The sequence below is a fragment of the Bacillus sp. SIMBA_074 genome, assembly GCF_046534555.1.
Lineage (GTDB): Bacteria > Bacillota > Bacilli > Bacillales > Bacillaceae_G > Bacillus_A > Bacillus_A mycoides.
The window spans coordinates 1-228 of sequence record NZ_JAWRYM010001377.1; the positions used below are offsets into that span (position 1 = coordinate 1).

Consider the following 228-nt stretch of genomic DNA (forward strand, 5'->3'; position numbering starts at 1 on the left):
GTCTGCAGCGAATTATAAAAACCTAGTTTTACATTCGTGACTTTGCTTTTGGGATCAATATCACCATTATCATATAATGCTCCAATAGCAGTTAAAGCAGGGATCAATTCCTTGGGTTTATTGAATTTTTTAATCCCCTCTAAATACATCTGTTCATAGGAGACGATTTCACCCTTTTTGTTCAAATATAAAGTGACCTTCCCCTTACTATTGTTATAAAACATCTTT

Annotated in this window: 1 protein-coding gene; it reads right to left on the minus strand. The window is 33.3% G+C overall.

Annotation, left to right across the window (positions count from 1 at the left end; all coding sequences use genetic code 11):
* On the minus strand, nt 1-185 hold a 185-nt coding region (yycI, locus tag SB773_RS35215), incomplete at its 3' end, for a two-component system regulatory protein YycI (protein ID WP_410595254.1).
* Between the last annotated feature and the right edge of the window lie 43 nt (nt 186-228).